The organism is Hymenobacter sp. BT730 (genome assembly GCF_030542105.1).
Taxonomy (GTDB): domain Bacteria; phylum Bacteroidota; class Bacteroidia; order Cytophagales; family Hymenobacteraceae; genus Hymenobacter.
On the sequence record NZ_JAUOFB010000002.1, the window covers coordinates 460,347 to 485,986 of the forward strand.

The 25,640-nt window shown below is 57.3% G+C and carries 19 protein-coding genes; 11 read left to right on the forward strand and 8 right to left on the reverse strand.

The features are described from left to right. Window positions 1–50 precede the first annotated feature (50 nt). Window positions 51–3,158 (forward strand): efflux RND transporter permease subunit, encoded by a 3,108-nt coding sequence (locus tag Q4G72_RS08850; protein WP_303311057.1) that lies wholly within the window; start codon window positions 51–53, stop codon window positions 3,156–3,158. 27 nt (window positions 3,159–3,185) lie between these two features. On the opposite strand, the gene Q4G72_RS08855 is transcribed toward Q4G72_RS08850, so the two are convergent. Next, window positions 3,186–3,638, reverse strand: coding sequence for an EamA family transporter (locus tag Q4G72_RS08855; RefSeq protein ID WP_303311058.1), 453 nt, complete (start codon window positions 3,636–3,638; stop codon window positions 3,186–3,188). 99 nt (window positions 3,639–3,737) lie between these two features. Further along, on the reverse strand, window positions 3,738–7,508 hold the full coding sequence (locus tag Q4G72_RS08860) for a DUF8693 domain-containing protein (RefSeq protein ID WP_303311059.1): 3,771 nt from the start codon (window positions 7,506–7,508) through the stop codon (window positions 3,738–3,740). A gap of 343 nt (window positions 7,509–7,851) precedes the next feature. On the opposite strand from Q4G72_RS08860, the gene Q4G72_RS08865 reads away from it, so the two are divergent. The 7 genes from Q4G72_RS08865 (at window position 7,852) to Q4G72_RS08895 (ending at window position 15,841) form a co-directional block, all read left to right on the forward strand. Next, a complete protein-coding gene (locus Q4G72_RS08865; protein WP_303311060.1) occupies window positions 7,852–8,502 on the forward strand; it encodes a (2Fe-2S)-binding protein in 651 nt (216 codons plus the stop codon). Further along, window positions 8,499–9,479: an FAD binding domain-containing protein gene (locus Q4G72_RS08870; RefSeq protein WP_303311061.1), complete on the forward strand. Its 981-nt coding sequence runs from the start codon at window positions 8,499–8,501 to the stop codon at window positions 9,477–9,479. Before Q4G72_RS08865 ends, Q4G72_RS08870 begins: the two co-directional genes overlap by 4 nt. 77 nt (window positions 9,480–9,556) lie before the next feature. Continuing rightward, complete coding sequence (locus tag Q4G72_RS08875; protein ID WP_303311062.1) at window positions 9,557–11,869, forward strand: xanthine dehydrogenase family protein molybdopterin-binding subunit; 2,313 nt, start codon at window positions 9,557–9,559, stop codon at window positions 11,867–11,869. A gap of 36 nt (window positions 11,870–11,905) precedes the next feature. Continuing rightward, window positions 11,906–13,093, forward strand: coding sequence for an XdhC family protein (locus tag Q4G72_RS08880; RefSeq protein WP_303311063.1), 1,188 nt, complete (start codon window positions 11,906–11,908; stop codon window positions 13,091–13,093). Window positions 13,094–13,134: 41 nt separating this feature from the next. After that, window positions 13,135–13,740: a nucleotidyltransferase family protein gene (locus Q4G72_RS08885; RefSeq protein ID WP_303311064.1), complete on the forward strand. Its 606-nt coding sequence runs from the start codon at window positions 13,135–13,137 to the stop codon at window positions 13,738–13,740. Between the two features lie 76 nt (window positions 13,741–13,816). After that, window positions 13,817–15,232 carry an MFS transporter gene (locus Q4G72_RS08890; protein WP_303311065.1) on the forward strand — a complete coding sequence of 472 codons (1,416 nt, stop codon included), beginning with the start codon at window positions 13,817–13,819 and terminating at the stop codon, window positions 15,230–15,232. Window positions 15,233–15,322: 90 nt separating this feature from the next. Further along, on the forward strand, window positions 15,323–15,841 hold the full coding sequence (locus Q4G72_RS08895) for a DinB family protein (protein WP_303311066.1): 519 nt from the start codon (window positions 15,323–15,325) through the stop codon (window positions 15,839–15,841). Window positions 15,842–15,918: 77 nt separating this feature from the next. Here the strand turns inward: Q4G72_RS08895 and Q4G72_RS08900 are convergent, their stop codons facing one another. The 3 genes from Q4G72_RS08900 to Q4G72_RS08910 all read right to left on the reverse strand — a co-directional run bounded on the left by Q4G72_RS08900 (window position 15,919) and on the right by Q4G72_RS08910 (window position 18,915). Beyond that, window positions 15,919–17,574 carry an amidohydrolase gene (locus tag Q4G72_RS08900; RefSeq protein WP_303311067.1) on the reverse strand — a complete coding sequence of 552 codons (1,656 nt, stop codon included), beginning with the start codon at window positions 17,572–17,574 and terminating at the stop codon, window positions 15,919–15,921. A 37-nt stretch (window positions 17,575–17,611) separates the two neighbouring features. Next, complete coding sequence (locus Q4G72_RS08905) at window positions 17,612–18,043, reverse strand: hypothetical protein (protein WP_303311068.1); 432 nt, start codon at window positions 18,041–18,043, stop codon at window positions 17,612–17,614. Window positions 18,044–18,141: 98 nt separating this feature from the next. Further along, complete coding sequence (locus Q4G72_RS08910) at window positions 18,142–18,915, reverse strand: AMP nucleosidase (RefSeq protein ID WP_303311069.1); 774 nt, start codon at window positions 18,913–18,915, stop codon at window positions 18,142–18,144. A 103-nt stretch (window positions 18,916–19,018) separates the two neighbouring features. Here Q4G72_RS08910 and Q4G72_RS08915 point away from each other — a divergent pair, with 103 nt between their 5' ends. The 3 genes from Q4G72_RS08915 (at window position 19,019) to Q4G72_RS08925 (ending at window position 21,839) form a co-directional block, all read left to right on the forward strand. Beyond that, on the forward strand, window positions 19,019–19,477 hold the full coding sequence (locus Q4G72_RS08915) for a type I restriction enzyme HsdR N-terminal domain-containing protein (RefSeq protein WP_303311070.1): 459 nt from the start codon (window positions 19,019–19,021) through the stop codon (window positions 19,475–19,477). A 99-nt stretch (window positions 19,478–19,576) separates the two neighbouring features. Further along, window positions 19,577–21,454 carry a PAS domain S-box protein gene (locus tag Q4G72_RS08920; protein ID WP_303311071.1) on the forward strand — a complete coding sequence of 626 codons (1,878 nt, stop codon included), beginning with the start codon at window positions 19,577–19,579 and terminating at the stop codon, window positions 21,452–21,454. Continuing rightward, on the forward strand, window positions 21,435–21,839 hold the full coding sequence (locus Q4G72_RS08925; protein WP_303311072.1) for a response regulator: 405 nt from the start codon (window positions 21,435–21,437) through the stop codon (window positions 21,837–21,839). Before Q4G72_RS08920 ends, Q4G72_RS08925 begins: the two co-directional genes overlap by 20 nt. A gap of 38 nt (window positions 21,840–21,877) precedes the next feature. On the opposite strand, the gene Q4G72_RS08930 is transcribed toward Q4G72_RS08925, so the two are convergent. The 3 genes from Q4G72_RS08930 to ald form a co-directional block, all read right to left on the reverse strand. Beyond that, on the reverse strand, window positions 21,878–23,821 hold the full coding sequence (locus Q4G72_RS08930) for an LTA synthase family protein (RefSeq protein ID WP_303311073.1): 1,944 nt from the start codon (window positions 23,819–23,821) through the stop codon (window positions 21,878–21,880). Between the two features lie 13 nt (window positions 23,822–23,834). Next, window positions 23,835–24,434: an SMI1/KNR4 family protein gene (locus Q4G72_RS08935; protein ID WP_303311074.1), complete on the reverse strand. Its 600-nt coding sequence runs from the start codon at window positions 24,432–24,434 to the stop codon at window positions 23,835–23,837. A 73-nt stretch (window positions 24,435–24,507) separates the two neighbouring features. Further along, window positions 24,508–25,635, reverse strand: a complete 1,128-nt coding sequence (gene ald / locus Q4G72_RS08940; protein WP_303311075.1) for an alanine dehydrogenase — start codon at window positions 25,633–25,635, stop codon at window positions 24,508–24,510. Between the last annotated feature and the right edge of the window lie 5 nt (window positions 25,636–25,640).

Consider the following 25,640-nt stretch of genomic DNA (forward strand, 5'->3'; position numbering starts at 1 on the left):
CCTCTGGCTTCTCGTTGCATATCAATTTATACCGTCACTGCTCGTTGCTCATGCGCACTTCCTTTTTTCAGGCATACAAAGCACCCATTGCCGTGCTGCTGGCCTTGGCGCTGGCGCTGGGAGGGCTGGCCTATAAGCGCATTTCGGTGGCGCTATTTCCGGAGGTGACGTTTCCAAAGGTGAAGGTTATTGCCGAAAACGGTCTGGAGCCGGTGGACCGCATGATGGTGACGGTGACCAAGCCCCTGGAAGATGCCATGAAGCAGGTACCCGACCTGAAGCTGCTGCGCAGCACTACCAGCCGGGGCTCCTGCGAGATATCAGCCTACCTGGACTGGAATGTAGATGTAGTGCGCAGCCAGCAAACCATTGAATCGCGCCTGAATCAGATTCGGGCGGATTTGCCGCCTACCACGCAGATTACCGTGGAGCGTATGAACCCGGCTATTCTGCCGGTGATGGGCTACACGCTGGAAGCGCCGGGGCGTAGCGCCCTGGAATTACGCAAGCTGGCGCTGTACACCATTAAGCCCTTTCTCTCGCAGGTAGAAGGCGTATCGGCGGTGCACGTGCAGGGCGGACGCACTAAGGAGTACCAGGTGGAATTGCAGCCCGATCAGCTGGCGGCGCTCGGCCTGACGCCTACCGATATCAGCACCAGTCTGAGTCAGACCAACTTTGTGCAAAGCAATGGCTACCTCACCGACTACCGCCGCCTCTACCTGACGGTGACGGATGCCTCCCTGGTGTCGAAGGAAGACATCGAAAATGTGGTTTTGCGCAATGATAACCGCCGCATTGTGCGCCTCTCCGATGTAGCTACCGTGCGCGTGGGCGAGCAACCGGAATATACGCGCATCAACGCCAACGGCCACGATGCTGTGCTTATCTCCGTGTCGCGGCAGCCTGATGCCAACGTGGTGCAGGTATCAGAAGGCGTGAAAGCCAAAGTAAAGGCGCTGCAGGGCGGGCTGCCCCGCGGTATTCAGCTGAGCCCCTACTATGATCAGGCCGATTTCGTGTCGGAGGTGGTGCGCTCAGTGCAGGACTCTTTGTGGATCGGGCTGGCCCTGGCCCTGGTGGTCACGGCCTTGTTTTTGCGCTCCTGGCGGGCCACGCTCACCATTCTGCTGGCCATTCCCATTGCTTTGGCTCTAACGGTAACCGTGCTATACTTCGGGCTTGGTTATTCTTTCAATATCATGACGCTGGGGGCGCTGGCCGCTGCCATCGGGCTGATGATTGACGACGCGGTGGTGATGGTGGAGCAGTTGCACCGGATAGGCGAGGAGCACCCGCAGGCATCGGTCCATGAAATTGTGAGCCGCTCGGTACAGCATCTGTTGCCGGCGCTCATTGGCTCCTCTCTGAGCACCATCGTTATTTTCCTGCCTTTCGTGCTGCTGAGTGGGGTGGCCGGCGCCTATTTCAGAGTGCTGGCTACCACTATGGTCGTAGCCTTGCTGTGTTCTTTTGTGGTGGCATGGCTGGGCCTACCGGTACTCTATCTGCTTCTTTCCCGCAATAGGACGCAAGCAACGCAACCAGCCCCTGGTGTAGAGGAGACCCCGGCCGAAGAAACGGAACCGGAAATAAATGAGCCCGGCCTGGTGGAGGCCCAGCACCACGAAATTCCGTGGGTTCGCTCCGTTATCCGCCATCCGCTGTGGAGTGTGTTTGGTATAGCGGGGCTGATGGGAGTAATGGTCCTGATTATTCCGCGCCTGGCCACCGGCTTTCTGCCGGAAATGGACGAGGGCGCCATTGTGCTAGACTATAACTCGCCGCCCGGCACTTCCCTGGAAGAAACAGACCGAATGCTGCGGCAGGCCGAAAAGCTGATTCTACAGGTACCGGAAGTGGCTAGCTACTCGCGCCGCACAGGTACCCAAATGGGCTTCTTCATTACGGAGCCAAACAGCGGCGACTTCCTGATTCGGCTGAATACCGCCCGAAAGCGCACCACCGATGAGGTGATTGATGACATACGCCAGCGCATCGAAAGCACTCAGCCCGCCCTTACCATTGATTTCGGACAAGTGGTAGGGGATATGCTGGGGGATTTGATGAGTACCGTACAGCCTATTGAAATTAAGGTGTTCGGCCCTAATGCCGAAACTCGGTATGGGCTGGCGGAAGAGGTGGCGGGCATTGTGGAAAAAACGGAAGGCACTGCCGATGTCTTCGATGGGATTGTGCGAATGGGGCCGGCCGTGGACGTGCGCCCGGAACCGCGCCGCCTGGCCCAGTTCGGCCTCACAGCCACCGACTTTCAGAGCCAGCTGCAAACCCAGCTGGCGGGCGTAGAGGCCGGTAGTGTGCTGGAAGGAGAGCAACTGCTCACCATTCGGCTGCGCTACCCGCGGGCCGCGCTGGCCTCCCTGCAGCAGGTGAAAGAGCAGCCCATTTTTCTGCCCACCGGCCAGCGCCTGCGTCTGGATGAGTTGGCTCAGGTGCAGGTAACAGCGGGAGAAGCCGAGCTGGAGCGCGAAAACCTGCAGGCCATGACAGCCGTGACGGCCCGCTTAAATGGCCGCGACCTAGGCTCGGCTATGCAGGACATACGCCAGACCCTGGACCGAAACCTGAACCTGCCGCCCGGCTACTTTATTCAGTACGGCGGCAGCTATGCCGAGCAGCAGCAGTCATTTCAGGAGCTGCTCACCATTCTGGCTACGGCCTGTCTGCTGGTGTTTGCCGTAGGCCTGTTTCTGTTCAAAGACCTGAAAGCCGCCGGGCTTATCCTGCTGGTTGCTATTCTGGGTCCGGCCGGCGGCAGCCTTGCGCTTTACCTTACCAATACACCCCTCAATGTGGGCTCCTACACCGGTCTGATTATGGTGGTGGGCATCATTGGCGAAAACGCCATTTTCACGATGCAACAGTTCAATGATGCCCGCCGTAGCTCGCCGGTGGAAGCGGCTATTGGCTATGCCATTGCCGCCCGCCTGCGCCCCAAGCTAATGACGGCGCTGGCCGCCATTGCTGCCTTGTTGCCGTTGGCCCTGGGCATTGGGGCCGGTGCCCAGCTCCATCAGCCCCTGGCCATTGCCGTAATCGGGGGGCTGGTGCTGGCCTTGCCTTTACTTCTGGTGGTGCTACCCAGCCTGTTGCGGCTGGCCTATAGCCGGAAGGGCAACCCTCCCGCATTAGCATAGGCCCGAATTTGGGTAAGGCAGTAGGGTCTATTGCCAGATTAACACCAACGTACCCAGAATAATCAGCCCTGCCCCCAAGCCCCCTTGCCAGGTTAGTTTCTCTCCCAGAAATAACACTGACAGCAAAATAGCCAGCGCCACACTAAGCTTGTCTACCGGGGCTACCTTCGATACCTCCCCTACCTGCAACGCCCGAAAATAAAATACCCAGGACAGCCCGGTTGCTATTCCCGACAGGATCAGGAACGTCCAGTTGGTGCGTGTGAGGCTGCCCATCTGCTCCACTCCACCCCGAAAGTAGACAATACCCCAGGCCAGTACCAGGATAACCGCCGTGCGAATAGCGGTGGCCAGATTAGAGTCAACCCCCCTGATACCGATTTTAGCCAGCACTGCCGTGAGAGCGGCAAAAAGGGCGGAGAGCAAGGCGTAGAGCCACCACATAGAAAGCCGAATAAAGAACTGAACTGATGGTGCCATAACGGCAACTGGCAACTGACCGTTGCCTACTAAATGCCACAGAGGCTACCCGGATGGGGTAGCCTCTGTGGTTGGCGGAGTCAGGAAATTGTAGCCTGCTTATTCGACCACAATACGCTGAGTCATGGTGCCATCGGCTACGGTGAGGCGCAGCATGTACACGCCCCGCGCCAGCCCTTGCAGCGACAACTGCTGCTCGCCGGTGGCGCCGGCTGGCAGGCTACGTTGCGCTACCTGCTGGCCCAAGGCATTGTAGAGCTGGAGCTGCACGCCTTTGCGGCCCAGCTCGCGGCCAATCTGCATTTTTAGCAGGTGATGCGCCGGGTTTGGATATAGGGCTACCTGGGCCCGCAGCTTTTCGGGGAGAGTAGTGGTTATGGCGCTGCGGGTAAACAGAAGGGTGAAACGGCTCTGGTTCAAGCCGGCCGCGGACACGGAGAAACTGTAGGTGGGTAACTGCTTTAGATTGATGTTTTTACCCGTTTGCGCATCCCGCAGATATACAAAGGTGGTAGCAGGAACATTGAGCAGATAGGCGGCCCGGAATAAGTAGCTGCCCGCTGCCGGGGCGTTAATGGCCAGCGGTATTTCTACATCAGCGGTGCCTAGGGCCGGACGCCCGTCAATGGCAAGCAGGGAGGTGCCTACGGCCGAGGCTAGCTGCGGCGCATTCTTAACGGGTACTTTGTACGCGTCAAAAGTAGGGTCGAAGGCGGCACTGGCACCTTGCTGGAAATACACAAACAGGGTATCACCAATGCCATTGCGGCTTAGCCCCAATTGGAGCAGCGGCCGGGTCTCATTGGTAGGCGGCGTATAGGTGTGGGGAGTAAAGGTAGTAACGCGGGCGGAATTGGTAAAGGAGAATTTGCCCTGCGTGCCTGCCGTACTCACGTGGGTCAGAAATCCTTCGCCGGAACCAATAATCGGGCTGCCCCCAATGCCATTCACCGAGGCGCTATAAGCGCCGTTATGCTTCAGCTGATACACTGCCGCATCCAACCCAGTGGCAGTAGAATACACTTTTGTCCAGTCTACCGGCGAGGCGTACGGGTTGCCTACCAGGTGCCAGCCAGCCTGAGGCGGCGTACCCCGGTCGAGCAGGAATACATTCACGGTGCCATTGAGCAGGGAACCAACAAAGTCAACGTTGCTGGCAGCAGTGCCGGCCGTGGCCAGGTAGCCTTTGCCGGTTACCATATTCTCACTGGTAGCCGCCGGCGACTTCCAGCCTTTCTGGAAATCAGCCGCCCAATCGTTCGTGCTGCCCACCCGGGATTGGTCGTAGCTGAAGATATTGGGGTAGGGCGTCACCTTACTGGGGTCGGAGGCAGTATTGTAGGCCGGGTTCACCACGGGCGTAAACCCGGGTGTGGTCAGATCCACCAGCGTAGTGCTTTGCACAGGAGTAGACAGCAGATAATCAGTGAAAAGACCATTGGGGGTGGGCGGCAGGAAATGCTGCACTACTGCATTTCCGACCACCGTGCCGCCATTGTTGTGTACCAGGGCCGAGCCACCGGCGGTAGAGCGAAGCAGCAGCGTTTTGCCGTTAGTCACCAGGTTCTGTTTCAGACTCAGCACTTGTAGCACCGTTAGCTCACGGGTGAGGGTAAGGGGGGCCGCACCGGTTACCTGGAGGCTGCGCACCTGCTGCGGCAGTCCTGCTCCGGTTACCTGGGCCGCACTGCCATTATACACGTAGTTGGCAAATGGGCTGAAGGTGAGCGTAGTACCCCGCACGCTGCCCGTGGCGCCATTGGCAGAAATGCCTTCGGCAGCGCCAATTTCCAGTGTGGCCCCATCGGCTAGGGTAAATTTGTTGGCGGTGGCCAGGAAAGCACCCGTGCGTAGAATGCCGCCTTGCTGCACCGTCATGTTTTGCGCCGCGGTAAGCGGCCCGGTCAGGATGGCAACACCCGTACCCGTTACGGTTACGTTGTTGTAGTTGCCCTGCACATTCATCTGCTTGTCTACAATCAAGTCGCCCAGCTCCAGCGTTTTAAAAGTTACGGGGCCGGCCACGGGGCTATCCACCCCAGTACCGCAGTTCTGGCGCACATAAAACTGATAGGAAGTATTGGGTGTGAGCCCGGTAAGCTGTTTAGTGGTGGCACCAATAACCGTCAGCACGGTACCGGTACCCTGCGTAAAGCCCTGTTTCCCATACTCTACCCGGTAAGAGGCTACCGTACCAGCACCCGCCGACCAGTTCAGGGTAGCATCAAAGGCAGTAATGCCACTCGTATTCAGGTTGGTAGGTACTTCGCAGACAGGTGCCGAAGTAGTAAAGCTTTTAGGGCCTACCCGCACACTGGTCAGCCCATTGGAGCACGTCTGCGTGACGTAGAAATCGTACTGCGTGCTGGCCGTTAGTCCCGTGATAGTGGTAGGGGAGCTACTGATGTTCTTGACAGTGCCTGCCCCGGGCGTAAAGCCTTTGGGGCCGTATTCTATTTTGTAGGAGGCGCCACCCGCGCTGGCCGTAAAGCCCAGGGTGGCCGCGGTAGAATTGATGTTGGTAGCCGTCAGGGCAGTGGGCGCATCACACACTTTAGGAGTGGTGACGCAAATCGTAAATGCCCCCGTGGTGGCCGTGGTAGGGCTAGCCGCGTAGGAGTATACCCGCACATAATAGGTGGCGCCAGGGGTTAGGTGCTGGGCACTGATGGAGTCAGTGCTGCCAGCGCCGCCCTGGTCCTTACAGCGCAGCTTAGTGCCGGGGCAGGCTCCGGAGCGCAGCTCCAGCGCTATATCCACCGCGCTATTGGGCGTTACGGAGATGCCCTGCGCCGAGGCGGCAGCCACAAACTTATACCACACATCATCATCCGGATTGCCGCAGGCACCATCATTGGGGAGCGTAGTTTGCGTAGCGCTGAACAGCGTACCGCTGATAGGCTGGCAGGTCAGGCCCGGCGTCAGGCTAATGGCGTTGGCGCAGTTATCGTTTACAGGTGGCGAATCGGGGCGGTCAATACATACCGTAAACTTGGCAGCATTGCCGCTATACTGGGCGTTGAAGTAAGAATACACCCGCAGGTAATAGGTTTCCCCGGGCGTCAGATTCGTGGCGGTTAGCACTTCATTATCTGAGGAGAACAGCGACGTCAGGGTGCCGCAGTTGCCCCGGAAAAGCTGGTGTACCATGTCGGTGCCACCCGTAGGGTCAACGGTGATTATGTGCTGCACGGAGGTGGCCACAAACGAGTACCACACATCATCATTAGCCTCGCCGGTGAAAGAGTCGGGGTCTGAGGGCGTGGCGCCGGCAACGGTGCCTACCGTACCCGTGCACGTCTTGCTGGGCGTAAGGGAAATGGCGCTGGTGCACTCGTCGTTGGCGGGAGCCGGGCCGGGGTTATTCAGGCAGATGGTAAAGGCACCACTAGCTACAGTTTGCGGGTTGCCGAAGTAGGAATACACCCGCAAATAATAGGTAGCCCCAATGGTGAGCCCCGACACCACCATAATTTCGGGGTCGGAGGATTTGATGGAGACCAGACCGCCGCAAGTGCCGGAAAACAGCTGCTGCACTAAGTCCGTACCGCCCGTGGCATCCAGAGTAATAGTGTGCTGTTTGGAGGTAGCCACAAACTTGTACCACACATCGTCATCGGCCTGGCCCACACTAGGAGCTGGTCCCGAGCCGCTGGCCTCGAACAAGGTGCCGGCCAGCGGCGTGCAGGTAGCGCTGGCGGTTATCGTTGTTGCATTAGTGCATAAGTCGTTGCCTGGGGCCGCATAAGCACCTAAGCTTAGCAGACAGGCCAGAAGGAGTAGCCAGCTTCGGGTAATCAGAAAGAAGGGTGGGAGGGTTGGCCGCCCACTTCCAGGCTGGGCACAGCCCGCTTTGTAAGGGTGTTTCATAGCAGGTAGTAGAAAAAGATTAGAAGAAAAGCCGCGGCTCAGGCTAAGTGCCGAAACCAGGATCAAAAGCACCGTAGCATATGGCCCCAGGCCCCTTTCAGGCCGCTAACCGGCCTGCCGAATTGAGTATCTCTGGGGGATTGAAAGGCAAACATCGGAATGATTCTGAGACATTTCCAGTGAATCACATCATTATGTGATGCTATAAAATCTTGTTTTATTCTGGTATTCAGGAGCTGCTAACAAGCCCAGAGTTCTTGTTGGGCTACCATATTTCCCGTGCTGCGTCCTCCTTTTTTGCCAAATGCCGTATCTTCTGTACCTGTAACCAGCCGCCTTTTTTATGCATCCTGATACTTTCGACCCCACCGCCGGGGGACCTCCGCCCGAGCAGCGCCCGGACGACGGCTCCCGCCGAACCTTCATCAAGCAGGCTTCGGGCATCTTAGGATTGGCCGTTGCCCCGCCCTTTATCAGCCAGGCCGAGAAGCTGGCTGCCTACACCGGCAAAGTGGAAGGGGCCACGGAAATGAAGCTGAAAGTGAATGGTAGCATACGCACCCTGCGTCTGGAGCCGCGCGTCACGCTACTGGATGCATTGCGCGAAAACCTGAATCTGACGGGCTCCAAAAAAGGCTGCGACCAGGGCCAGTGCGGGGCCTGCACCGTGCTGGTAGATGGCCGCCGCGTGAACAGCTGCCTCACCTTAGCCATTACTACCCAAGGCAAAGAAATTACCACCATCGAAGGTCTGGCGAAAGGAGAGGAGCTGCACCCTATGCAAGCCGCTTTCCTGAAGCACGACGGCTTCCAGTGCGGCTACTGCACCCCGGGCCAGATATGCTCGGCCGTGGCCTGCGTGCAGGAGGGCCATACTAAGAATGATGCTGAAATTCGGGAGTGGATGAGCGGTAACCTGTGCCGCTGCGGTGCCTACCCCAACATTGTGGCCGCTATTAAGGAAGTAGCCGGGAAAGGAGACGGTAAGTCATGAACAACTTTGCCTTTCAAACCGCCGCTTCGGCCAAACAGGCTACCGGTGCCTTCCGCGACGACAAGCAGGCGGCTTACCTGGCCGGCGGCACCACCCTACTGGACCTGATGAAGCTGAACGTGCTTCAGCCCAGCCAGCTCGTCGATATTAACTCCCTGCCGTATAGAGGCATTACAGAAACCCCGGATGGTCTGCGCATTGGGGCCATGGAGCGCATGAGCGACGTAGGCGAAAATGCCCTGGTCATGCAGCAGTATCCGGCCATTTCGGAGTCGTTGCTGTTGGCGGCTTCACCCCAGCTGCGCAACATGGCCAGCATCGGCGGCAACCTGCTGCAGCGTACCCGCTGCGGTTATTTTCGCGACACGGCTTTTCCCTGCAATAAGCGCCAGCCGGGCTCCGGCTGTCCCGCCATCAACGGCGAAAACCGCAACCACGCTATCCTGGGTACCAGTGACCAGTGCATTGCCACGTACCCCGGCGACCTGGCCGTGGCCCTCATTGCCCTGGATGCCGTGTTGCACCTGGAAAGCGCCAAAGGCAAAGCCCGCCGCGTACCCCTGCTGGACTTCTACCTCACGCCCGGCAATACCCCCCAGCGCGAAACCACGCTGGAGCCCGGTGAGCTGATAACGGCCGTCACCGTGCCTGCTGCCGAGCACGCCCGCAAATCCAAATACCTGAAAGTGCGCGACCGGGCCAGCTATGCTTTTGCCCTGGTCTCGGCCGCGGTGGGGCTTGATGTGCAGGGGGGAACCATCCGCTCGGCCAGAGTAGCCCTGGGCAGTGTAGGTACCAAGCCCTGGCGCGCTCAGGCCGCCGAGCAGTTGTTGGTTGGCAAAGCCGCGACGGAGGCAAATTTCCGGGCCGCGGCAGCTCTTGCTCTCCAGGGTGCCCGGCCCCATAAGCACAATGCTTTTAAGGTGGAGCTGGCTCAAAATACGCTGGTTCGGGCCTTGCAGGATGTAGCGGGTTGAGATTATTAATGAAATGATAATCAGTAAAATGGGTGTACTTGCTTCGCGGCACACTTCATGCGCTAAAGGTTGATTACATGAGCAGTGAACCAAAGTTTTTTGAACAGCCAGCTGGTGGGGTAGTGGGCAAACCTATGGACCGGGTAGACGGTCGGGCGAAGGTAACGGGGGCGGCCCGCTACTCGGCCGAGTTTGCCCTGCCGGGGCTCACGTACGCCGTGCTGGTTACCAGCGCCATGGCCAATGCCAAGGTGAGTTTAGATACCACGCAGGCAGAGAAGGCGCCGGGCGTCCTGGCCGTGTACACGCACCTGAATATTCCCCCGCTGGCCGTACTTCCCAATAGCCCCGACAAGCCCAAAGGCTGGTCGCCGCCCATGAAGTACATGCCGCTTTCCAACAACGAAGTGCAGTACGCCAACCAGCCCATAGCCGTGGTTATTGCTGATGCCCTGGAGCGGGCCCAGCATGCGGCTACGCTGGTAAAAGTAAGCTACCAAGCCGCTGAGCCCATTGCCAGCTTCGAGGACCCCAAAGCGAAGCTCTTTGACCCGCAGGCAATTCAGGATGGGAAAACGGCTGGCCACACGGTGCGCGGCAACCCGAAAGAAGCGCTGGCGCAATCGGCAGTGCAGCACAAGGCTACGTATACGCACGCCATCAACCACCACAACCCACTGGAGCCGGCGGCTACTACGGCTTTCTGGGAAGGAAACCGGCTTACGGTGTATGATGCTACGCAGGGCATCACGCGCACCCAAACCTCTTTGGCGGCTACGTTTGGGCTGGCCCGGGAGCAGGTGCGCGTGATAACGCAGTATCTGGGCGGAGGCTTTGGCTGCAAAGGCTCTTGCTGGCCGCATACCGTGCTGGCCGCCCAGGTAGCCCGGGGCGTAGGGCGCCCGGTAAAGCTGGTGCTCACTCGCCCACAAATGTTTACCTCCGTGGGGCACCGCGAAGACCAGACTCAGACATTGCAGGTAGGTGCCACCAAGGAGGGGAAGCTCACGGCCCTCATCCACGAGAAAACGTCCACCACTTCGCCCTGGGACAACTATGCTGAGTCGAACAGCAAGATTATTGGCATGCTCTACGCCTGCCCTAACTTCGAAGCGAGCTATCAGCTGGCACGCGCCAATGTGATGCCCTCTACTTTTATGCGGGCCCCGGGTGAGGCGCCGGGCTCTTTCGCCATTGAGTCCTCGCTGGATGATATTGCCTACCAGCTGGGTATCGACCCCATTGAAATCCGGCTCAGAAACTACGCTGAAAAGGACTCCAACGATGGTAAAGCATGGTCAAGCAAAAGCCTGAAGGAATGTTATGCCCGCGGAGCCGAGCTGTTTGGCTGGAGCAAGCGCAACCCCAAGCCCGGCCAGACCCGTGACGGCCGCTACCTGGTGGGCATGGGCATGGCCACGGCCAGCTACCCCGTGCACAGCTCCCAGGGTACTGCCCGGGTACGCTTATTTGCTGATGGCCGCGCTGTGGTGCAAAGCGGCGCCACCGACCTGGGCACCGGCACTTATACCGTAATGACGCAAACGTCTGCTGATGTGCTGGGCCTGCCGCCGGACCGCATCCGCTTTGAGCTAGGGGATACCACACTGCCTACCGCGCCTAACTCCGGTGGCTCGGTAGCGGCCGGCACCGTGTCGTCGTCCATTTTTGTAGCGGCGCAGGATGTGTGGCGCAAAGTGAAAGAGCTGGCCCGCGCCGACAGCAAGTCGCCGTTGTATCGCGCCAAAATGGACGATATTATCGTGGAAGGTGGCACGCTGATGCTGAAAAAGGACCGCAGCAAAGCAGAGCCTTTTGCCGCCATTCTGGAACGGGCGCGTCTCACCGATATTGAAAGCACGGGTATGGGACGCTACGGAGCAGGTTTTGAGGGCGACGACAAAACCACTGACCAAAACAGCCAGCCCAAGACTTATTCCATGCATTCCTTCGGGGCGCATTTCTGCGAAGTGCGCGTAGATCCCGAACTGGGCACGGTGCGGGTTACGCGCTGGGTAGGGGTGCACGGTGCCGGGCGCATTCTGAATGCTAAAACTGCCCGTAGCCAAATGATTGGCGGCGCTATTTTCGGGATTGGGGCTGCCCTGATGGAAGCCACCGAGCGCGACCAGAATTTTGCGCGCTACGTGAATGCTGACCTGGCTGGGTACCACGTGCCAGTACAAGCCGACATTCCGGATATGACCATTGAGTTTGTGGATGAAAAAGACCCTTATATCAATGCTATGGGGGTGAAAGGCATTGGCGAGCTGGGCATGGTGGGTGTAGCAGCGGCCGTGGCCAATGCAGTGTATCATGCTACCGGCAAGCGCATCCGCAGTCTGCCGATTACGCCGGACAAGCTACTGGGCACCGCTGCCACCGTGTAAATCACCTAGGATATTTATTTCTCATCCGCATCAAGCATGACTGAACTGCAACGCCTGCTTCAAGCCTACGATGCCTACCGGGCAGCGGGAAGGATGTGCGCCCTAGCTTCCGTTGTAGCTGTTGCGGGTTCGGCCTACCGGCGCCCCGGTGCACGGATGCTGGTGACGGAGGATGGGCAACTGACGGGCGCCATTAGTGGCGGCTGTCTGGAAGGGGATGCCCGGCAGCGCGCCCGCCGTACCATACTGCAGGGACGCCCCACCATCATCACCTACGATTCTACCGACCCCGACGATGACTTGCAGTTCGGCTCCGCGCTGGGATGCCAGGGTGTGGTCCAGATTCTTTTGGAGCCTCTGGATTATCAGAACCCGGCAAACCCCATGGAACTGCTGCGCTGCTGGGCAAATGAGGCAGAAGCGCCGGGGGTATTCGCCACCGTATACAGTTGGGAAGGCGCAGGCACCGAAGTGCAGGTAGGCCAGCGGTTATTGCTGATGGCGGAGGGAAAGGTAGCAGGCACTCTGTCAGCGGAAAGTGAAGGCTATGAAGCTGTACTGGCAGATGCCTGGATTACTTTGGCCGCTGGCCAGCCAGCCAGCCGTAGCTATGCCGTGGGTGGCGGCATAATGCGTGTCAGCCTGGAGTTGCTGCGGCCACCGGTACGAATTACGGTATATGGTGCCGGCAACGATGTGCAGCCCCTGGTGCGGCTGGCGGCGGGTTTGGGCTGGCGTGTTAGGGTGGTAGATGGCCGCCCGGCCCAGGCTCAGCCGGCGCGCTTTCCCGACGCGGAACAGGTGCAGGTGCTGCCGCTGGAGCAAGTGAAAGAGGCGCTTTACGATGGCAGCATCGCGCTGCTGATGACGCATAATTTCTATTATGATCTGGAGGTGCTGCGCCACTTGTTGCCCACGCCTGTTCCCTACATTGGGCTGCTGGGGCCGCGCAAGAAATACGAGCGGCTACTGGCCGACCTGGAGCAGGATTTTCCGGATGCCGCAGCGAGGTTGGCCGGGCGCTTATATAGTCCCATTGGCCTGAACCTGGGGGCCGAAACCCCCGAAGAAATTGCGCTGTCCATTGTAGCCGAAATTCAGGCGGTTTTGGCCAGTCGGCCGGCCGGTTTCCTGCGAGATTCTCCGGATCCTATTCATCTTCCCTATCAGGCAGATAGACCTTTGGCACTCCAGGGGCAGGTAAATGCTGTATGCGGTATCTAAGCTGCCCTTCATCAGCTTAGAATGAGTGTTTACTATTTCATATGCCTGCCATAATTCTCCTTGCTGCCGGGGCCTCTTCCCGGCTGGGGCAACCCAAGCAGCTCTTGCCATTTGAGGGAAAATCCTTGTTGCGGCGGGCCGCAGAAACAGCCATTCACGCAGATCTGGGTCCTGTGGTAGTAGTAACCGGCGCTTTACACGAAGAGCTGCTGCCGGAGCTTGCCGGCTTACAGGTGGCCATTACGCGCAATGAAAGCTGGGAACGGGGTATGGGCGCTTCAATAAAGGCCGGGCTGCGGGCCGCCGAAGCCCTGGCACCGCTTACTGGCGTGCTCATCATGCTCTGTGACCAGCCCCTGATTACATCGGATTTGCTCCGGGCATTGCAGCAAAAGCAGCTGACGGCCAACTGCCCCATCGTAGCAACGGAATATGCCGAAATTCAGGGCGTGCCGGCGCTTTTTGGAAAGGAAGTGATACCGCTGTTACGCAGTATGTCAGACGAGGCCGGTGCTCGTCAGCTTCTGCGCCAGCACCCAAATAAGGTGGCTACAGTACCGTTTTCCGCCGCTTCTCTTGATGTGGATACGCCTGCACAGTACGAGCAGCTGCTCCAACAAGCCAAAGGCACATTTCCCGGTTGCTGATGGCGGACATAGAAGCTGAAAATGCATCAGTAAAATCCCGCTATCTTTCCCGGTGTCATCCTCTCATTCTGCCCTCATGACTACTATTTCTGTGGCAGCTGCTCCGGTAGCAGCGCCCAAAAACAACAAGCGCATCACCAACGGCTGGACGATGTATGACTGGGCTAACTCGGTGTACCCGCTCGTCATTACGTCCTCTATTTTTCCCATTTACTGGAGTGGGGTAGTGAAATCCATCACCCACACTGACAGCGGTAAAAGCCCGGTGGATTTTCTGGGGTTGCAGGTGCCGGGCTCTTCGCTGCTGACATACGCCATTTCTGCGGCCTTCCTTCTGATTGCGGTGCTTAGCCCGTTTCTAACGTCGCTGGCTGATTATTCCGGCCGCAAGAAGTTGTTTCTGCAGTTTTTCTGCTACCTGGGTGCGGCCTCCTGTGCCGGACTGTACTTCTTTACGGACAGTACGCTCACGGCCTCCACGTTTGTCTTTATTGCGGCTACGGTGGGCTTCTCGGGCTCCATCGTATTCTACAATTCCTACCTGCCGGATATTTCTACCGAAGACCAGTATGACCGGCTTTCCGCCCGCGGATTCTCCATGGGCTACATAGGCTCCGTTATTCTGCTGGTGATTTGCCTGGTCATCAATCAGTTTCATGATGTTGTGGGCGTTTCGCAGGGGCAGGCCGCGCGCCTGTCGTTTCTGCTCACAGGTTTGTGGTGGGCCGGTTTCGCTCAGATTCCTTTCTTCACCCTGCCCAAAGACCCTGGCCGAGCTGTCGGTGCCAGCACCGGCGACAGTGGCTGGGTGCTGAACGGCTTCCGGGAGTTGGCTAAAGTATGGAATCAGCTCCAGCATCTGCCTAACCTGAAGAAGTTTCTGCTGGCCTATTTCACTTACAACATGGGCGTGCAGACAGTAATGTATGTAGCCACCCTGTTTGGTACCGACGAGCTGCACCTGGACGATTCAGCCCTGATTATCACCATCCTGCTGTTGCAGGTAGTGGCTATTCTGGGCGCATACCTGTTTGCGCGGTTGTCGGAGGCCATTGGTAATACCCGGGCCCTGAGTTGGTCGGTGGTGATTTGGGCCCTGATCTGCATTGCGGGCTACTTTGTGCAGGCCGGGTGGAGCTTCTATGCTCTGGCCTCCGTTATTGGCCTGACGATGGGCGGCATTCAGAGCCTGTCGCGCTCTACGTATTCCAAAATCATTCCGGAAGACACACCCAACACGGCCTCCTTTTTCAGCTTTTTTGATGTGACAGAGAAGCTCAGCATTGTAATTGGAACGGCTGTATTTGGGGTTATTGCCCAACTTACGGGGTCTATGCGCTACAGCATTCTGGCGCTTATTGTGTTCTTTATTCTGGGTTTGTTTTTCCTGCTTCGGTTACGGGGTAAAAAGCTGCGGGAAGTACATGCCACTGATGCGCAGGCGCTGGGCACCCCACCTGCTACGCCCAATGTAGCGGTACCCGCTTCCTGAAAAATTCCGATAGGATGAGTTTATTGCACGAGCATCACGGAGTTGATGCTCGTGTTTTTTTACCCCTTTCTCTTTCCCATTTCCACCCACATGCATACTTCCTCCCTTCAGGAAAACATTCTGGCCGAGCTGGACCACGAATTAGCCATCACCCGCAAGCTGCTGGAGCGCGTGCCCTATGAAAAGGCCGACTATCAGCCCCACCCCAAGAGCATGAAGCTGTGGCAGCTGGCCAGTCACATTGTAAATCTGCTGGCCTTCAAGCAGCTTTTCGTGCAGCACGATTCGCGCGACTTCCTGGACCCCAACGGGCCTAAGCCCGGACCAACCCCCACCAGCAGTGAGGAGTTGCTGGCCCGCTTTGACCAGTACAGCGCCACTTTACGCCAGGCCCTGCAAGACTCCTCCGACGAAAAACTCACCCACAGCTTCCGCCTGCACCGTGGCGAACAAACTCTGATGGAGCGCTCAAAAGGGGCTGCCTTGCGCATCATGGGCCTAAATCATAGTATCCACCATCGGGGGCAGCTTTCCGTTTATCTGCGTCTACTCGATATTCCTCTGCCCGGGATGTATGGCCCCAGCGCAGATGACCCAAGCTGGGGATAAGGAAATTCTGCTCCCCAAAAAAGCCGCTCAACGATTCCACACGGAAGGTTGAGCGGCCTTTTTATTGGATAGCAGAATTATTTCTTCTCGAACACCTGCTCGCCGGCAATAAATGTGCGGAGCACTTTCGCACCACGCAGGTTCTCCTTCGGGGCTTCCAGCAAATCCGTATCCAGCACCACAAAGTCGGCGGCTAGGCCGGGCGCAATGCTGCCTTTTTGCTTTTCCTCGAAGGCGGCGTGGGCGGCCCAGGTGGTCATACCGCGGAGAGCATCGGGGCGGCTGAGGGCATTTTCCATCTGAAAGCCGCCTGCCGGGTAGTTCTTGGCATCCTGGCGGGCTACGGCGGAGTGGAAGCCGAAGAGCGGGTTGATGTCTTCCACGGGGAAGTCGGAGCCCAGTGCCACCTGTCCGTATTGTTTGCGCAGGTCATTGTAAGCGTAGGCAGTTTTCAGGCGCTCTGCCCCCAGCCGCTCGCCAGCCCAGTACATATCCGATGTTGCGTGCGTAGGCTGTACAGAAGGCACAATACCGTACTGGCCAAACTTAGGTACATCGGCTTTGCTTACTACCTGCGCATGCTCAATGCGCCACCGCCGGTCTTTCTGCCCTTTCAGGGCTTCACCATAAATATCCAGCAGCAAGCGGTTGCTGGAGTCGCCAATGGCATGGGTGTTCATTTGAAATTTGCTGGCTGCCAGTTTCTTGGCTAGCGTACGGTACTCGCCAATAGAAGAAAGCAAGAACCCGGTTTCCTTTGGGCGGTCGGCGTAGGGGTGGAGCAGGCAGGCACCACGTGAGCCCAAGGCACCATCGGCATATACTTTAAAGCTGCATACTGTGAGGCGGTCCTGGAAAACGGGCCCGTTCTTCAGGTAGAAGTCAAGGTTTTGCTTGGTGGGAGCCAGCATGGCGTAGAGGCGTACTTTTAGCTTGCCCTGCTGCTGCAAAGCAGCCATTTGGTCAATGTTGGCTTTCTCGAGGCCGGCATCGGCGAGGCTGGTAAGGCCCACCGCTACGCATTGCTGCTGTGCCAGGAGCAGGGCCTTGTCGGCTTCAGCCTTGGTCGGCTCCGGAATTTTAGCTGAAATCAGATCAACCGCATTATCGACAAGCAAACCGGTGAGCTGGCCGCTAGCATCTTTGGTGATAGTGCCACCACTAATGGGGGTACGGGCCGTAATACCGGCCAAATCCAGGGCCTTTTGGTTCACCAGCGCCGCATGCCCATCTACGCGGGTAATAAAAACGGGCGTATCGGGAAATAGCGCATCCAAGGTGTCTTTAGTAGGAAACTGCTTGTCGGCCCAGTCGTTCTGGTCCCAGCCGCGGCCAGTCAGCCAGGCGGCTTGCGGCTGGTTCTGGCGGTGCTGTTGCAACTTGCTTACTACTTCAGCCCAGGAGGTGGTACCTACCAGATTAGCATCGCGCAGGCCCAGGGCGTAGCGGTAGAAGTGGCAGTGTGCATCGTAAAAGCCCGGGTACACAAACTGCCCCTTGGCGTCTAATTCCTGGGCCCCCTGGTACTTGTTCCGTATCTCATCGGCGGAGCCAACGGCCAGAAAACGGCCATCCTTCACGGCAAAAGCCTGAGCTTTGCTGAAAGCTGAGTCGACGGTGTATACTGTCGCATTAAACACCACCAAATCGGCGGGCTGGCGGGAATTGGTGGACTGGCAGGCGGCGCTGCTAAGCAGGGCCAGCAAAGGGAGGTAGCGTAGCAAGAAGGTCATGCAGCGAAAGTACATAACTCCACCGCATCGTCCAGCTTTAGCTGGTCACCGTGTCGTGCTCATAGCACTGCTGCAGCCATTCCAGCGCGGCGGCTTCATCGGTAAACCGCTGGAGCTGGTATGGCCGGCCTTCTAACACGGACAGGTCCGGAATGCTGGAATCGGTGAGAACTCCCGCCAACTGGTGCGGCGCCATCAGGTAGGCCAGGTAAGTGGTGCGGCCCAGGCGAGGTTGCACCTGCGGGTAAAACGTTTCCATCATCCAGGCCACATCATTGCCGTCTACAAAAGAACGGCGGCGGATATCTACCAGCCAATAGCGGCACTTGTAGGTCACGGCTTCGTCCAGGAGTTTGCCATAGCCCTGGTGTAGTTCAAAGGGCATAACAGAACGCATCCAGCGGCCAATCAAAATCTGCAGGTCGGCGCGGTACTCAATGGCAAGAAAGGCGGGGGCAGACGAAGGCATACGCACTGGGGTTGGCTGCAACGGCCGTGAAAATAAGAAGGCCACGGTGATTTGCGCCGTGGCCTTTCAAATTAATATGTCAGTAATTGAATGTTTTCTTACTCGAAGCGCATGTGCTTTACCGATTCGCCGGAGTTTTTCAGCTCCAGCAGCGAGTCGATACCGATTTGCAGGTGGGCAGTTACGTAGTCGGTGGTAACTTTCTTGTCGCTCTCGGCCGTTTTCACGCCTTCAGGCGTCATGGGGTTGTCGCTCACCAGCAGCAGCGCGCCGTGGGGAATTTCGTTTACAAAACCCACCGTGAAAATGGTAGCGGTTTCCATATCCACGGCCATGGCCCGAATCTGGCGCAGGTACTCTTTAAAGTTCTCGTCGTGCTCCCACACGCGGCGGTTGGTGGTATATACTGTGCCTGTCCAGTAGTCCTTCTCATGCTTCTTAATCATGGAGGAAACTGCGCGCTGCAGCCGGAAGGAGGGCAGGGCCGGAATTTCGGCGGGCAGATAGTCATCGGAAGTACCCTCACCGCGAATAGCTGCAATGGGCAGGATCAGGTCGCCGAGCTTGGTTTTGTTTTTCAGGCCGCCGCACTTGCCCAGGAACAGGGCCGCTTTGGGCTTCACGGCCGAAATCAGGTCCATGACCGTGGCCGCCATGGGCGAGCCCATGCCGAAGTTAATAATGGTAATGCCATTGGCAGTAGCGGTCTGCATAGGCTTATCCAGACCATGCACCTCCACGCCAAACTGCTCGGCAAACATATTTACGTAATTGATAAAGTTGGTCAGCAGAATATACTGGCCAAACTCCTTCAGAGGCACCCCGGTATAGCGGGGCAGCCAGTTTTCTACAATGTCAGATTTTGATTTCATAGGCTATGGATTAGGTGGGAATAGGTTGCAAAAAAGCCGTCGACCTTACGAACGACGGCAGCCAGAAAAAAAGCGAAACGCAGGGGCCGTACCTTTGGAGGTGATGCAAGAACTGAACCTGCCGCCTTTCGACTACAAAGTTACACAATCTGGCGTAAATTCGCTGATATGGGACATTCTGCGCCGCAAAAACGTGGTGCTGACGCCCGAGGAATGGGTGCGCCAGCATGTAGTACATTACCTCATCAACCACCGGGGTTACCCCAAAGGCCTGCTGAGCCTGGAGCGGGGCCACCGCTACAACCAGCGCCAGAAGCGCACCGATTTATGTGCCATGGGGCCAGAAGGAGCCCCATTACTGCTGGTAGAGTGCAAAGCCCCATCGGTGCCGATTACAGCGGCCGTAGCTCAGCAGGCTGCTGTGTATAACCAAACCATTGGTGCACCGCTGTTGCTGCTGACCAACGGCCTGGACCATTTCTGCTGGCGCGTAAACTTTGAAGCGCGTACCAACGAGCGGCTCCATGAAGTACCTGCCTATCCGGGCAGTGTTTCTCGCTGATTTAATCCGGTAGAAATAGAAGGTTAGTGCAGGTTCGGGGCAATTTTACTTTATTTAGCCGAGGGCGGTGGGAGCCTGCAACCTCTAATCTTGAAGGCCATGCAGAAGTGGGATGAATTGCCAGTGAATAGGCGGTTTGAGCAAAGTGCAGCGGCCGTTTTTATGCTGAACGAAGACGGGAATTTCCGGCAGTGCAATGCTCGCTTTACTGCGTTGCTGGGTCTGCCCACCGCGCAGCTGGCAGGCACCAGCTTTTTTCAACTGCTGCCGCCGGAATCGGCCGCGTATGGCCGGCAATGCTTTGAGCGGGCGGCGGCGGGCGAAATGGTGCACTTGGAAACTGTGCTGTTAGGCGCCTCGCCTCAGAAGCAGAGCTTACACCTGTTTCCGCTGCTGGCCGATGGACAAATCAGAGGGGTATATGGTATGGCCAGCGTAGGCTTGGAGCCACCTTCTGCTCCCCTCGCCCTACAGGAGCGGGAACATCAGCTCTCCGTTATCTTCGATTCCATTGCGGATGTCACTTTTGTCCTGAATGTGGAGCCGGATGGCCGGTATCGGTTCACTTTCGCCAATAAAGCCTTCCAGAGAACTACGGGGCTGCCGCCGGAAAAAGTAATTGGCAGCTATGTGGACGCCATCATTCCGGAACCATCTCTAAGCCTGGTTTTAGCAAAATATCAGGAAGCCGTTACCACCCAAAAGCGTGTTGCCTGGCTGGAAACTTCTGACTATCCCACGGGGCAGGTGACGGGCGAAGTCAGCGTGACGCCCGTGCTGGATGAGGCCGGGGTTTGCACCCAGCTGGTGGGCGTAGTGCATGACCTGACCGATCAAAAAAGAACGGAAGAGGCCTTGCGGCTCAGCAACGAGCGGTTTCAGTATGTGTTGCGGGCAACCACCGATGCTATTTATGACTGGAACATTGCCACCGACACCATTTATTGGGGCGAGGGACTGGAAACCTCCTTTGGGCATCAGCTGGAGCAAAACCCTTCTCCCTTCAACATCTGGCTGGCATTGGTGCACCCTCAGGACAAAGACAGGGTATTAAATGGCAAGCTCTGGGAAGTGAACCACTCAACCACCACGCTCTGGCAGGATGAGTACCGCTTTAAACAGAAAAACGGGTCCTGGGCAGTGGTCTTTGATAGGGGCTACATCGTGCGGGATGCTACGGGCAAGCCCGAACGTATGATTGGCTCCATGCAGGACATCACCGAGCGCAAAGAAACAGAGGAGCGGCAGCGCCTCATGGCCGATAAGCTCTTTAAGCAAAATGCGGATTTGCAGCAGTTCGCCTACATCGTATCCCATAACCTGCGGGCACCCCTGGCTAATGCCATCGGCTATGCGGATTTGATTTCACGCGTGGAAAAAGACTCCCCGGTGTTCGATGAGTCGGTGAAAAACCTACAGACCAGCATGGAGCTGCTGGATGAAATATTGACGGATGTAACCAGCATTCTGTCCATTCGGGATAAGCAGGGGGGCTACCGCCCCGAGCCGGTTGCCCTGGCTGCGGTGTGCCAACAGGCTCTTTTGGGTTTAGAAGAACCACTGCAGGAGAGTGGTGGACAGATCATCTGTGACATTCCCGAAACGTTGCGCGTGCGCGGAAACCGGGCTTATTTTCACAGCATTTTTCATAATCTGATTTCCAACGCCATTAAGTACCGCTCAGACGAGCGGCCTTTGCGTATCGAAATAAAAGCAGTAGACAAGCCCCACGAGGGTACCACCATTACCATTGCAGACAATGGCTCGGGGTTCAATCAGAAAAAGGCGGGCGAGGATGTTTTTCAGCTCTACCGGCGCTTTCACACCGATAAAAGAGGCCGGGGGATTGGCCTGTTTCTGGTAAAATCCCACGTAGAATCCATGGGTGGGCAGATTACGGTTGAAAGCCGGATGAATGAGGGTACCCGATTTATTCTTTATTTTAGCCACCATGCAGATGAAAACCTACCTGATTGATGACGATGACCTCGGTATTTATCTTACCGAGCAGTTGTTGCGGGCAGAAGGCTTTTCAAATTGCATTTCCACCTTTCAGTCCGCTACCGAAGCCTTAACTACCCTGGTCGGCGAGAAGAAAGCTGCCCCGCCCGACGTCGTATTCCTGGATCTGAATATGCCGGTTATGAATGGCTGGGAGTTTCTGGATGCCCTAAAGCCGTATCAGGACGAGTTGGCGGGCCGCTGTCACATCTATATTCTGACTTCTTCTTTGGCCTTGTCAGATATGGAAAAGGCCAAACGATATACGCTTGTAGCCGGCCTCATTCACAAACCCATTGATAGTGAGGAGATTCGTGCTATTCATTCCCGTCTGGCGGGAGAGCCTAATAATGGGGAATAACGCTTAGATAAACAGCTCAGAAAGCGTATAGGGCAGCTTTATGACGATTTTGGGTGCTGATACAGCCGGTTGTCAATCAGCCCATTAATATAAAGCTGCACGCAGGCTTTCAGCTCGTTGCCATACTGCCGTAACTTTTGCGGGTCCGGATTTGCCAGGGGCATAGCGGGTAGGCGGTGCGTTTGATAAGGGAAGAGGCGCACCTGGTCGTCGGCTGTTAGCTCGGTCACAAAATCGGAGTGAACCAGAAACCAGGACCCGCCGCTCAGAAAAACCGCCCGGCCGGTGTTGGTGGTATCAAAAACAGAGTAGCCGAAAGGCAGCAACTTGCCCTGGGCAGGCACCCGAAGATAATCGAGGACAGTGGCCGGTACATCTGCCTGTTGCGTGATGCGGTGCACATTTGCCGCGGGCAATGGCTGACCGGGATGGAAAACCAGCAGCGGTGTTTTGTAACTGCCCAAGGTATTCTGATAGCCACGCCGGTCGGTTTGGGACGTGTGGTCGGCTAGGAGAATAAACAGCGTATTCCGGTACCAGGGCTGCTGGCTGGCCGCGGCGAAGAACTGGCGCAGGGCAAAATCAGTGTAGCCAATAGCCGCATGAATGGGCAGCGTACCCTTTGGAAACCGCCCGCTGTATTGCCGTGGTACTGTGAAGGGCTCGTGCGAAGACAGCGTGAATAGCGTTGAAAAAAAAGGCTGCTTTTGCTGGCTCAGCTGCTGGCTGAAATACTGCAGGTAGGGCTCGTCAAAAATACCCCAGTGTCCATCGTAATCAGGGCTTTGGCGGCTGCCGGGGTATTCGCTCAGGCCATAGTAACGTTGAATGCCGGCTACCCCGGCAAAGGTATTAAAACCCATAGAGCCATTCTCGGCGCCATGAAACACAGACGTAGTGTAGCCCTGCTTGCCCAGGATTTCGCCCAGTCCGTGCAGCTCGTTGGTTTGGAAGTTGGAGGTAATGAACGGGCTTTCCAGCAAAGGCGGCAGCCCCGCCAGCACAGCCGGCAGCGCCTCAATAGAACGACGGCCATTGGCATAGTGCTCCTGAAAAAGCACCCCGCCATGCGTTGCCAGCGAATCAAAGAAAGGAGTGTAGCCGCCGCGGCCGCCATTTTCTACGCCCGTGTATTCCGAAGCAAAGCTCTCCAATAGCAGCACTACTACATTGTCGCGGCGCGGCTCCGGAGCTGGCAACATTGGCGCCGGGTCGACTGCCAGAGCCTGCCGCAAATCAGCCTCCGAGGCGAAATAGCGGCGGTGTTCCAGGTTTTCATAACCCAGGCTTTTCAGGAACGTGAAGGTGCTGTTGAGGGCCAGGTGACCCAGCGTGGCTGGCTGCTGGGCAAAAGCAGCGCCCGTACGCAAGGGCTTTAGCTGCAGCCCGCCTCGGATACCCAGCACGGTAAATCCACCTACTAGTAGTGCCTCTATCAGCAGCAACCAATGTCTGTTTCCGGGTGGGCGCCTTTTTAAAGTTGGTTGTTCATCAGCATCACTAACCAGCTGCCACCTTTCCGGCATGGGATAGAAGTACCACAGCGCCGCCAGCAGCAGCACAAACGGGAGCACAAGAAACCAGTAGTTACCCACCAACTGCCCGGCCTGCCGCTGCACATCAGCCCCAATGGTGGTTAGCTCGTTGCTGGTGCGGCGGCCAATGAATTTGAAGTACTCCCAATCCACAATGTTCAGGGCAATACCCAGCGCATTCAGCAGCAGGTAGATACCCCACAACAGCCGCTGCCACCTGCGCCCCAGCGCCGGAATTATGGATAGCACCACGAAAGGCAGGTTCAGGAGCAGCAGGGCCGAAATATCGAACCGGAAACCGTGCCAGAAGGCCAGCGCTACCTGACCCGCCGAGGCCTCCTGAAACGTATCGTAATTAAAAGCATAAAACCCCGCGCGCAGCAGCACATACACCCCCAGCAAGAGGGCAAACCGACGAAGCAGTAAACGCAGCGGGAGGGAGGGCATCAGGCAGAAAAAGCTATTCGGCCGGGCGGAAGCGGATGCGCTGCCCGCTGGGCAAATCCTTTATCTGCCGGTAGAAATCGGCCAGCCATTGCAGCCGCTCGGCCACTGTTTTGGGCTTGATGGTAGGCGTTTGCTTTTCAGTGGCCACGCACACTGGCGGATATAGGCTCAAAAGCTGCCCAGGCTGTAGCACCCCGCCGCGCTGCTGAAAGGTGCGCAATGGCTCCATGCCCAGGGCATCCAGCGGAAACTTCTCGGCCCCGAACAGGAAATGCTTGAAGTCCACTTCCAGATCAGCCAGCTCACCGGTTTCGGTGTCCAGAAACAGCACCGCGTCGCCGCGCAGCAGGAACTGGTTGCCTACGCAGTCCTGGGCAAAGGGAATGTCGGCTTCCTGCACCGTGTCGTAAACACGCCAGAAAGCGTGCAGGCCCTGCCACGCCTCCGCCAAAGAGTGCCACGTGGGCTCCGTTACGCAGCCCCGAATATGCAGCCCCCCAAAGTAAGCCACCACTCCGTTCTGCTCACGCAAAAAAGTCTGCAGATAGGAGGGAAGCCGGGCAAACGTGACGAGGTCGGTTAGCTCGCCACCAGTGTAAATGATGCCTTTCATAAGTGGGACAAAGGTAAAAAGCCTTTCCGACCCAGGGCCGGAAAGGCTTTAATACGCTAAATCAGCTGTTTAATTAAGCAACGGCTACTTCCATTACCGACTCAACCGACTCCAGCGGCAGGTTCCAGGCATCAGCTACGCCTTTGTACACAACTTTGCCATTCACCACGTTCAGGCCGAGGCGCAGGGCCTCGTCGCGGCGGCAGGCTTCCTGCCAGCCCAGGTTCGCCAGCTTCACGGCGTACGGCAGCGTAGCGTTGGTCAGGGCCAGGGTAGAAGTATAAGGCACCGCGCCGGGCATGTTGGCCACGCAGTAGTGCACAATGTCGTCGATGATGAAGGTAGGGTCTTCGTGGGTGGTTGGCTTGCAGGTTTCGATGCAGCCACCCTGGTCCACGGCCACGTCCACCAGCACAGTGCCGGGCTTCATGGTCTTCAGCATGTCGCGCGTGATGAGGTGGGGAGCTTTTGCACCCGGAATCAGCACGGCGCCAATGATGAGGTCAGCGGTTTTCACTGCTGCCCGGATGTTGTACTCGTTGGAATACTGCGTTACCACGTTTTTGGGCATGAAGTCGTCCAGCTCGCGCAGACGGTTCAGGTTGATGTCCATTACGGTAACCTGAGCACCCAGACCAGCGGCAATTTTAGCGGCCTGCGTGCCTACAATACCGGCACCCAGTACCAGAACTTCAGCCGGCTTCACACCGGGTACGCCGCCCAGCAGAATGCCGCGGCCTTTCAGCGGCTTCTCCAGGTACTTAGCGCCTTCCTGCGGAGCCATACGGCCAGCCACTTCGCTCATCGGAATGAGCAGGGGCAGCGCGCGGCTGGGCAGCTCTACGGTTTCGTAAGCCAGGCACACGGCTTTGCGCTCAATCATGGCGTGGGTCAGCTCCTCGCCGGAGGCAAAGTGGAAGTAAGTGAACAGCAGCTGGTTCTCCTTGATTAGGGGATACTCCGAAGCAATCGGCTCCTTCACCTTCACAATCATTTCAGCCTTGCCATATACATCGGCAATAGTAGGCAGAATGGTAGCGCCAGCCTGCTCGTATTCGGCGTCCTGGAAACCGCTGCCCAAACCGGCAGTAGATTGCACGTACACCTCGTGGCCGTGCTTGCGGAATTCAGCTACGCCAGCAGGCGTCAGGCCCACGCGGTTTTCGTTATTCTTTATTTCTTTCGGTACGCCGATGATCATGGCAG